The 9,673-nt window shown below is 51.4% G+C and carries 5 protein-coding genes; 3 read left to right on the top strand and 2 right to left on the bottom strand.

Annotated features, from left to right (window positions below; all coding sequences use genetic code 11):
- Positions 1-452: 452 nt before the first annotated feature.
- From fadI to ACN0RV_RS12305, 3 genes are all read left to right on the top strand, one after another.
- Complete coding sequence (gene fadI, locus ACN0RV_RS12315) at positions 453-1,763, top strand: acetyl-CoA C-acyltransferase FadI (protein WP_417347884.1); 1,311 nt, start codon at positions 453-455, stop codon at positions 1,761-1,763.
- Positions 1,763-3,886: a fatty acid oxidation complex subunit alpha FadJ gene (gene fadJ, locus ACN0RV_RS12310; RefSeq protein WP_417347883.1), complete on the top strand. Its 2,124-nt coding sequence runs from the start codon at positions 1,763-1,765 to the stop codon at positions 3,884-3,886. Before fadI ends, fadJ begins: the two co-directional genes overlap by 1 nt.
- A 103-nt stretch (positions 3,887-3,989) precedes the next feature.
- Complete coding sequence (locus ACN0RV_RS12305) at positions 3,990-4,187, top strand: hypothetical protein (RefSeq protein ID WP_417347882.1); 198 nt, start codon at positions 3,990-3,992, stop codon at positions 4,185-4,187.
- A 198-nt stretch (positions 4,188-4,385) separates the two neighbouring features.
- Here ACN0RV_RS12305 and ACN0RV_RS12300 read toward each other — a convergent pair whose 3' ends face one another.
- Together ACN0RV_RS12300 and ACN0RV_RS12295 are read right to left on the bottom strand one after the other, a co-directional pair.
- The gene (locus tag ACN0RV_RS12300) at positions 4,386-4,832 is read right to left on the bottom strand and encodes a hypothetical protein (RefSeq protein WP_417347881.1); all 447 of its coding nucleotides are present in this window, start codon (positions 4,830-4,832) and stop codon (positions 4,386-4,388) included.
- Positions 4,833-5,255: 423 nt separating this feature from the next.
- Positions 5,256-9,536 carry an EAL domain-containing protein gene (locus ACN0RV_RS12295; RefSeq protein WP_417347880.1) on the bottom strand — a complete coding sequence of 1,427 codons (4,281 nt, stop codon included), beginning with the start codon at positions 9,534-9,536 and terminating at the stop codon, positions 5,256-5,258.
- Between the last annotated feature and the right edge of the window lie 137 nt (positions 9,537-9,673).

The following is a 9,673-nucleotide window of genomic DNA, read 5'->3' as shown; positions in this document are numbered from 1 at the left end:
GCGGGGGCCGGATTTGAACCGACGACCTTCGGGTTATGAGCCCGACGAGCTACCAGGCTGCTCCACCCCGCGTCCGAGGCCATGCACTATAGCGAACTGAGCGAAGAGCTCAAGTACTATTTCGATTTTTCTGAGCCGTGTGACTATTTTCGCAACATAAAGGGTTCTATCTATACGAACGACAGTGGCCTTTGGTTGATAAAGAGGCGAAAGAGGATAGGGAGCAGCTGCAAATCAAACACAATTTCGTTGATCTTTGTCCACGTAGCCTCTCCAATGGTGAATATAACTGTCTTTTTATCAGTGCATTCATCTGGTTAGAGCTTTTATTCAATATGTTTGTTTGAAACTTCGCCACGAAAAGTTAGAATCAGATCACACTTTACTGGTCCGACCTTGCCTCAGGAGAGGCTGACGGGCGGAGCACTTTGGGTAGATCGAGAGGATAAAGGATGACAACAAGACAAGAGGTCAAAACCCGCAACGGCGACCGCATTGCGATTGTGGCGGGATTGAGAACGCCCTTTGCACGTCAGGCCACGGATTTTCATGGGGTCTCAGCCCTGGATATGGGCAAGATGGTGGTGGCTGAACTGCTTTCCCGCAACGACCTGGATGCCAAGCTGGTGGACCAGGTTGTGTATGGACAGGTGATTCAGATGCCTAAGGCGCCCAATATTGCCCGTGAAATCGTTTTGGGCACGGGTATGAATGTCCATACGGATGCTTACAGTGTGACTCGGGCCTGTGCGACCTCGTTTCAATCTACGGTGAATGTGGCTGAGTCGATTCTGGCTGGCACCGTGGAGGTGGGCATTGCCGGAGGCTCGGATTCCAGTTCAGTGCTGCCTATTACCGTATCCACCAAGCTGGCCAGGGCTTTGGTGGACCTGACCAAGGCTCGCAGCCTGGGTGACCGTCTGAAGATTTTCAAGCGTCTTAGTATCAAAGACCTGGCCCCCGTGCCTCCCGCAGTGGCTGAATACTCTACCGGCATCTCCATGGGACAGACCGCAGAGCAGATGGCAAAGACCCACAGGATCAGCCGAGCCGATCAGGATGCCATGGCCGTGCGTTCCCACCAGCTGGCGTCGGAGAACTGGAAGGCGGGCAACCTGGCGAACGAGGTGATGACCTGCCATGTTCCTCCTTATAAGAGCTTCATCAGCGAGGACAACAACATTCGTGCCGATATCCAGGCTGAAAAACTGGCCAAACTGAAACCGGTGTTCGACAAAAAGCACGGTTCGGTAACGGCAGCGAACTCCACACCTTTGACCGACGGCGCCTCTGCGCTGATCCTCATGCCGGAATCCAAAGCCAAGGCATTGGGTTACAACCCCATCGGATACATCCGCAGCTGGGGCTTTGCAGCTATAGATGTCTGGGACGACATGCTGATGGGACCCTCCTACGCCACCCCCCTTGCCCTGGATAGGGCGGGCATGACCCTGGCGGATCTGGACCTGATCGAGATGCATGAGGCTTTTGCCGCCCAGGCACTGGCCAATATGAAGATGTTTGAGTCCAGGAAGTTTGCCGAGGAGAAGTTGGGTCGACGCGATGCCATCGGTGAAATCGATATGGCCAAGTTCAATGTGATGGGGGGCTCGCTGGCCTATGGCCACCCCTTTGCCGCCACAGGTGGTCGACTGATCACCCAGATGTGTAATGAGCTTAAGCGCCGCGGAGGCGGTATCGGATTGACTACGGCGTGTGCCGCCGGTGGCCTGGGTGCAGCCATGATTCTGGAGGTGGAATAATGAAGACTAACAGCTTTCAGGTAGTGGTGGGCGACGACAAGATTGCCGTGATCACCATGGATGTTCCTGGTGAAACCATGAACACGCTGCGCAGCGAGTTTGGTGAGGAGGTTCGTCAGATTCTGGATTTCCTGGGCAGTCAAAGTGATTTGTCCGGCGTGGTCTTCACCTCTGGCAAGCCCGATTCCTTCATTGCCGGTGCCGACATCAATATGTTGGCTGCCTGTGAGACAAGGGAAGATGTCTACAAGCTGTCGCGGGATGGCCATAAGCTCCTTAATGAGTTGGCGGCCTTGAGCGTGCCTGTGGTGGCGGCCATCAATGGGCCCTGCCTCGGCGGAGGCCTGGAGTTGGCACTGGCCTGTGATTATCGGGTCATCAGCAACAGTCCGAAAACGGTGTTGGGCTTGCCGGAAGTACAACTGGGCATCCTGCCTGGCGGTGGCGGGACACAGCGTCTGCCCAAGCTGGTGGGCATAGCCAAGTCTCTGGATATGATGCTCACCGGAAAGCAGCTGCGCCCCAAGCAGGCGGTGAAGCTTGGCGTGGCTGACGAGATGGTGCCTAACACAGTCTTGTTGGAAGCGGCCAAGAAGTGGGTGTCCAAAGGCAAGCGGAAGTCCGCTAAGCCCAGGCTCAAAGGTATTGAGAAAGTTCTGGAGATGACCCCGATGGGGCGTAACGTCATCTACGACCAGGCCCTGAAGACGGTGATGAAGAAGACCCAGGGCAACTATCCTGCTCCGGCTAAGATCATCGAGTGCGTCAAAGCGTCCTCCGGTAACCTGGAAGAGGGGCTCAAGATGGAGGCGGGCCACTTTGCTGATCTGGTGATGTCTCCGGAGTCCGCCGCTCTGCGCTCTATCTTCTTTGCCACCACAGAGATGAAGAAGGAGACCGGCGCGGGAGAGGTCGAGCCTTCCAAGGTTAATAAAGCCATGGTCCTTGGGGGGGGCTTGATGGGCGGAGGCATCGCCAATGTGACTGCCGTTAAGGCTAAGGTCCCTGTACGCATCAAGGATATCGGTCACCAGGGGATCAGCGCAGCCCTGGCTTCCACCTGGAAACAGCTGGACAAAAAGGTGAAGCGACGTCATCTCTCTGCCGCAGATCGTGACAAGACCATGAACATGATGACCGGGACCGTTGATTACTCCGGCGTGAAGGATGTGGACATGGTTGTCGAAGCGGTGTTTGAAGACCTTAATCTTAAACATCAGATGGTTAAGGATGTTGAACAGCACTGCGGTGACGAGACTATCTTTGCGTCAAACACCTCCTCTCTGCCCATAGGCCAGATCGCCGAGGCTGCCAGTCGACCTGACAAGGTGATCGGTCTGCACTACTTCTCCCCGGTAGAGAAGATGCCCCTGGTGGAGGTGATTGCCCACAAAGGCACCTCGCCTGAAACCATTGCCACTACGGTGGCTTTTGCAAAGAAACAGGGGAAAACACCCATTGTGGTTCAAGATTGCGCTGGGTTCTATGTAAATCGCATTTTAGCACCCTATATGAATGAGGCTGCAAACCTTGTTTTAGAGGGTGAACCTATAGATAAACTTGATAAAGCACTGGTTAAATTCGGTTTTCCTGTAGGTCCAGTTACACTTCTGGATGAAGTTGGTATTGATGTGGGCGCCAAAATTTCGCCGATTTTGGAGGCGGAACTGGGATCGAGGTTCGCTTCCCCCCCAGCTTTCGCCAAACTTTTGGCGGATGACCGCAAAGGCCGGAAGAACGGTAAGGGTTTTTATAAGTTTGATGCCAAGAAAAAAGGCAAAAAACCAGTCGATGAAAGCGTTTACAAGGTTCTTGGCGTTACCCCTGACGGAAGATTGTCGGATTCAGAGCTGGCCGAACGTTGCGTCGTTCAGATGCTGAATGAAGCGGTACGTTGCCTGGATGAAGGGATCATCGCCAGTGCTCGTGACGGCGACATCGGTGCCATCTTTGGCATTGGCTTCCCCCCTTTCCTGGGAGGCCCGTTCCGTTACATCGACAGCCTGGGGCCTGCGCGCTTGGTCGACCTCCTCAAAGGGTACGAGGCTCGCTTCGGTGACCGCTTTGCGCCCTGTGAGCGTCTGCTGGCTATGGCCGCCGCTGATGAGCGCTTCTACGCCTGATATTGGCAGTCGCTTTAAAAGGGCAGCCCTGGCTGCCTTTTTTATTGGCTGCTCATCTGACTGACTATATAATGGCCAGCCTTGCAATCTCATGGTGCGTAGTATGTTGTGGTTACTGCTGATGTGTGCCAGCTCAGCCTTCTTCTATGCGGAGGCTTTAAAAAGTGGCCTGTCCCCCAAAAGGTGGGGAGTTGCTGGCTTCTTTGTCGGCCCCATGTTGTGGCCCCTGTTCAGGGTTCACGCCAACCTGGCATTTCGCCGTTCGCTTAAGCAGGGTGATGTGCTGTGGAACATAAAGTAAAGGAGCCGATGGCTCCTTTACTCGTGTTCTGCATGTCGGTCTTTAGGACCACCAGCTTCCTGCCGGTACTTCTCTGATATCCAATTCAGCTTTGATTCGCTTACGAGGCTTGCGAACCAGTGAGTCCCTCAGAAGTGTGATTACCATTTTGATCATCATACTGCTCCTCTGTCAGGGTGAATATCCTGGGTGGTTAACTTAGGCGGTTTGTTGTTCGGACAGCTTGATCCAAGGGATGCCGCCCGCCACTTGCTGTTCGGAGAGCTTGATCCATGGGATGCCACCGGCCACCTGTTGCTCGGACAGCTTGATCCATGGGATGCCACCGGCCATTTGCTGCTCGGACAGCTTGATCCATGGGATGCCACCGGCCACTTGCTGCTCGGACAGCTTGATCCATGGGATGCCACCGGCCACTTGCTGCTCGGACAGCTTGATCCATGGGATGCCACCGGCCACCTGTTGCTCGGACAGCTTGATCCATGGGATGCCACCGGCCACCTGTTGCTCGGACAGCTTGATCCATGGGATGCCGCCGGCCACCTGCTGCTCGGACAGCTTGATCCATGGGATGCCACCGGCCACCTGCTGTTCGGACAGCTTGATCCATGGGATGCCACCGGCCACTCGGACAGCTTGATCCATGGGATGCCACCGGCCACCTGCTGTTCGGACAGCTTGATCCATGGGATGCCACCGGCCACCTGCTGTTCGGACAGCTTGATCCATGGGATGCCACCGGCCACTTGCTGTTCGGACAGCTTGATCCATGGAATGCCGCCAGCGATTTCTTGCTCGGAGAGCTTGATCCAAGGAATCCCGCCAGCATTGTTTTGTTCGACAGGCTTAACCCAAGGAATAGAGCCGGTAACTTTGCTCGTGGCTTGGTTACCATTTTCGGCATGGCTTACGAAGGCAGAAGTAGAGAAAGCGGTGGCGGATGCGATGGCGATAACCAGAGTTTTCATTGCTGTTTTCATGGCGTTTGTCCTTGCCGAAAATAAAAATTAGTCGGCAAGGACTCAGCAATGGGCGTGCCAAAGTTGAACTGGTGGTAACTTTTCTAGATCACACCATTAACTTTTCCTTCTCATTTTTAAGTCTATGTTCTATATCGACTTTTCTCAGAGGCTTGCTGAAATGGTAGCCTTGGATCAATTCGCACTTAAGAGCTTTCAAAACAGTAAGTTGCGATAGATTTTCTATCCCTTCGGCGACTACCTGCAGATTCATGTTGTGAGCGATGGTGACAATGGAGTCCACCATCTTCATATCCTTATCAGAGATGGCGATGTCATCAATGAAGGACTTGTCTATCTTGAGCGTATGGATAGGGAACTTCTTCAGATAGGACAATGAAGAATACCCGGTACCGAAATCGTCCAGGGCCAGATGAATATGCATCTGATTCAACTCGCGCATAATTGAGATGGCCTCGTCGGGCCTCTCAATGACGGTTCCTTCGGTGATCTCCAGTTCCAGGCACTCTGGAGGCAGACCGGTCTCTTCCAGAATGGTCGCCAGGCGCTGACACAGCTCTTTGGAGGCAAATTGTTGACTGGAAATATTGACCGCAATGCGTCCCTTCAGCAGCCCCTGCTTGCGCCACTGCTGAGCGGTCTCACACGCCTTTCTCAGTACCCAGGTATCGATGTCGGCGATCAGGCCAGTTTCCTCCGCCAGGGAGATAAATTTGTCGGGATAGAGCAGTCCCTGGGTGGGGTGGTTGAGTCGAACCAGCGCTTCCATACCGAAGATGGACTCATCGGCCATGGCCATCTTGGGCTGGTAGTGCAACTCAAACCAGTTCTCCCTTAAAGCCTGGCGAATCATCGCCTCAACCTCAAAGCGGCGGACAGCATCCTGATTCATAAAGTCGTTGAAGAACTGGAAGCACTGCCCACCCTGGCTCTTCGCATGGTACATGGCCAGATCGGCTTTTCTCAGCAGTGCGTGTGGATCTGAGTCATCCTCCGGGTAGCTGACAATACCGATACTGGCTTTGACCACGATCTCCTCCTCCTCAATCAGGAAGGGTTGCTCAAAGGTTTCCAGAATTCGGGTGGCGATCTTAGTGGCGTTCTTGATGGAGGAGTCGTTGTCTGCGATGACGGCGAATTCATCCCCGCCCAATCGATAGAGTTCGCACTCGTTCGCAAGCTGAGAGTTGAGGCGATTGGCGACGTGGCATAGAAGGCTGTCGCCAACATCGTGCCCAAGAGTTTCATTGATGCGCTTAAAGTTATCCAAGTCGAACACAAAGAGACAGTGGGCGTTTTCCCTTTTTATCCTGGCATCGAGGCTGATCTGCAGATAGGTGCGGTTGGGCAGGCCGGTCAGTACGTCGTTGTTGGTCAAACGCCTTAGCTCAGTTTCGTTTTGCTTCCTGTGGGTAATGTCTGTCAGGATTCCTACGAAGTAGCTTGGCTGGTTGTCTTCGGCCTTGATAAGGTCGATGACCACATCCAGGTGGATATGGCGACCATCTGGGCGAAGGTGCTCCAGTTCGGAAGCCCAGTTCCCCTGAATCTTGACGATATTGGAGATCTCCTGGAAGTAGCTGGCATCCAGTTCTCCCAGTGCTAGAGGACTGCCAGTAAGCTCTCGGCGTTCGTGGCCAAGAATCTGGCAGGCGCTGTCGTTCAGTTCCAGATAGCGGAAATTGGCATCGAGGATGAACATCCCCTCGGAGATGTTGGTCAGTGCCCGGGCAAAGATGGTGAGTCGCTCCTCGGCTTCCTTGAGCTTGCTGATGTCCTTGATGGTCCCCGTCATACGGGTCGGTTTGTCCTCTCCGTCTCGCTCTACGATTTTGGCCCGGTCAAGGATCCACACCCAATTGTGCTGCTTGTCTCTGACTCTGTAGGTCGCTTCGAAGTGATCCAGCTTGCCGTTAAAGTGTGCATCCAGGGCGCTCTTTACCCTCTCCCTGTCGTTGGGGTGGATGTTGCCATTGTCTGTTGGAGTGCTGCGTTGGCCGTCCTGAGGGAAGTCCAGTGTGCCCCAGATATTGGAACGGTAGATTCTGCCGGAGCGGATGTCCCAGTCCCACATCTCGTCGCCGCTGCCCCACAAGGAGAGTTTGAGGCGCTCTTCACTCTGGGCAATTCGCAGCTGCACCATGCGCCGCTGCTGTATAGAGCGCAATGCCAGATAGATCATGGCCAGAATAAGTAAGGCGTACAGGCCCTTGGCGACGTTAGACAGCCACCAGGGGGGCAGAATAATCACCTCCAGGCTGCGCACAGGACTTTCATGGCCGAGCTCATCTGAGCTCTTTACTTCGAAGGTGTACTTTCCATAAGGCACATTGGTGTAAGTGGCTACCCGGGCGTTGCCATTGGCCTCAAGCCAGTGATCGTCCAACCCCTGAAGACGATAAAAGTACTGAAGATCGTGATCCATGGCTTCTCGAGGAGATGAGAAAGCAAAAGAGAAGGGATAATCGCTGTACTTTAAGTGAACGGAGTTTGCGAAAGGAATTGATTGAGACAGGCTGGTCCCAACATTGACATCCTTGTTGAATACCCTAAATGAAGTTAGTACTGGAGCTATTCTTTGTTCTCTATACTTGTTGATGTCAGATACCAGGTTAATGCCTTCGCTACCACCAAAAATCAAGGTCTCGTAGAACTTTCCCGAAGCCATGCCGTTAAAGTCATTCAGTGAACCCTGTTTTGTGCCGAATATTTTTAGGATCTCACCACGATTTTTATCGATTACAACTAAGCCACCGGAAGTAGCACTAATAATGCGATCTTTCGTTACCTCAAAAGAGTAAGCTATGTGATTGTTAAGGTCGCTAAACAGCTTGGCTTGACCATTGCTGGAAATATTGAAAATTCCACTATCCAAAGATTGTGCAAGTACTCTTCCTTCAGAGTGCTTGATACCTGATACAATTTTTCCTTTAAGGAATTCGCCATTTCTAATTAAGGCGTCATTAAGCTTGGTTAATTGTACCGCGCCAGTTTGAGTGCCAATAAAAAGAGCTTTTTTCGTGGCCAGTCCATTTAGGATTGGCATATTGATTTGGCGATCTACTGGCGCTTTTTCAACTCTTGGGTTCCCCTCTATATCGATCAGCATCATTAGACCATGTTCTACTGTGCCTAAGTACAACTGACCAGAATAAGGGTCAGGGATAATAGCGCTGAAAGTCGCGGGATGATGCAAGACTTCCATCGAGAGGTCTTCCTTAACAATCAGCATCTTATTCCTGCCACTGATAAGGAGTCGACCAGAAAACTCGTTGATCCCCTTAGGTCCGGATATGCCAGTGTCAATACTTTGAACTAATTTGAATGATTGATCATACAGGTTGATTATAGGGTCGTTTTCAACCAGAAGTAGATTTTCGCCGAACTGGTGTGCGCCCCAGATATCACTAAGTTCGGAGTTAGACAGCTTTTCCACCATTTTATCTTTGCTGCTTTTTCGAAAAACACCATTACCATTAGTCCCTATGAGTAAATTGCTGTCATTATCAAACTGGACGACAGTAATAGCCATTGCCTCACTCTGATTTTGGTAATGTCTTTCCTGGTTGTTCTTAGTGTTAAGGTCGAAAGAAAATATCTCATTTCTTGATACGGCGTAAACACTATTATCTTGAGGGTTATGCTTGATCTTTTGGAAACCCTTTCCAAGATGAATTTTATTTGGTTTTTCATTGTCATCAATAATGAAAATGTTTTCTTCACTCAGAAGTAGAAGATGTGAATTAGATTTTTCAATATCGGTGAATGAAGTTCCTTCTGGAAGCTCTATGTCCACTCCTTGAACGACTAAGCTTCCATCATATAGCAGGGCAATACCACCACTTTTAAATGGGATAAATTTAACAGCATTAATACTGTCGATCATCTTTTCCAGCTTCATTGTTTTCGTGTTTAAGCTGAATATTCCGATGTTAGAAGCTACCCAAACCGTATCTCCTTCCTTATGAAGGTGGCTAACTTTCATCCCTTTGGGAGTGTCTAGTGTTCTAAATCGATCTTCTAGGATGTTATAGGTATCAAGAGTCGTTTGCGTGGCGATGACCAAGGTATCGCTATCATTTAGATAAATCAGATCCAAAATTGTGTTGGAGCTTAGGCTGTTACCATCCTCTTGCTGGTGGCGAAATGTTCTGAATTGGTGTCCATCGAATCGATTGAGGCCTTCGAGGGTTCCTACCCAAAGCATGCCGAGTCTGTCTTGGGCAATGGAAGTAACTACAGACTGGCTTAAACCCTGCGCAGTAGAGAGGTGCTGGAATTTGGTAACGGGCTGCAGTGAGTCGGCTCTCATAGGGAGCGACAAAAGTAACAAAGAGAGGCCCAGAGCAATAACTGATTTTAAAGTCATGTCTGTATTTATTGTGTATTTATCTTATGTAAGAGCAGTGTATCGAACCTAGCATGACCCACTCTGAATGAACAGGGGGCATCTGTAAGCAAGGGTTTTAAGGCCTCATCCATGGCCATGACCTCCGTGCGCGTCTG

This window comes from Ferrimonas sp. (genome assembly GCF_048263965.1).
Lineage (GTDB): Bacteria > Pseudomonadota > Gammaproteobacteria > Enterobacterales > Shewanellaceae > Ferrimonas.
The sequence above is the reverse complement of the archived record's forward strand: the minus strand, read 5'-3'. Positions and strand labels throughout refer to the sequence as shown.

Bases quoted from the DNA above. Each gene is read 5' to 3' on its own strand.
- fadI (WP_417347884.1), top strand. From the start codon at position 453: ATGACAACAAGACAAGAGGTCAAAACCCGCAACGGCGACCGCATTGCG.
- fadJ (WP_417347883.1), top strand. From the start codon at position 1,763: ATGAAGACTAACAGCTTTCAGGTAGTGGTGGGCGACGACAAGATTGCC.
- ACN0RV_RS12305 (WP_417347882.1), top strand. From the start codon at position 3,990: ATGTTGTGGTTACTGCTGATGTGTGCCAGCTCAGCCTTCTTCTATGCG.
- ACN0RV_RS12300 (WP_417347881.1), bottom strand. From the start codon at position 4,832: ATGGATCAAGCTGTCCGAGTGGCCGGTGGCATCCCATGGATCAAGCTG.
- ACN0RV_RS12295 (WP_417347880.1), bottom strand. From the start codon at position 9,536: ATGACTTTAAAATCAGTTATTGCTCTGGGCCTCTCTTTGTTACTTTTG.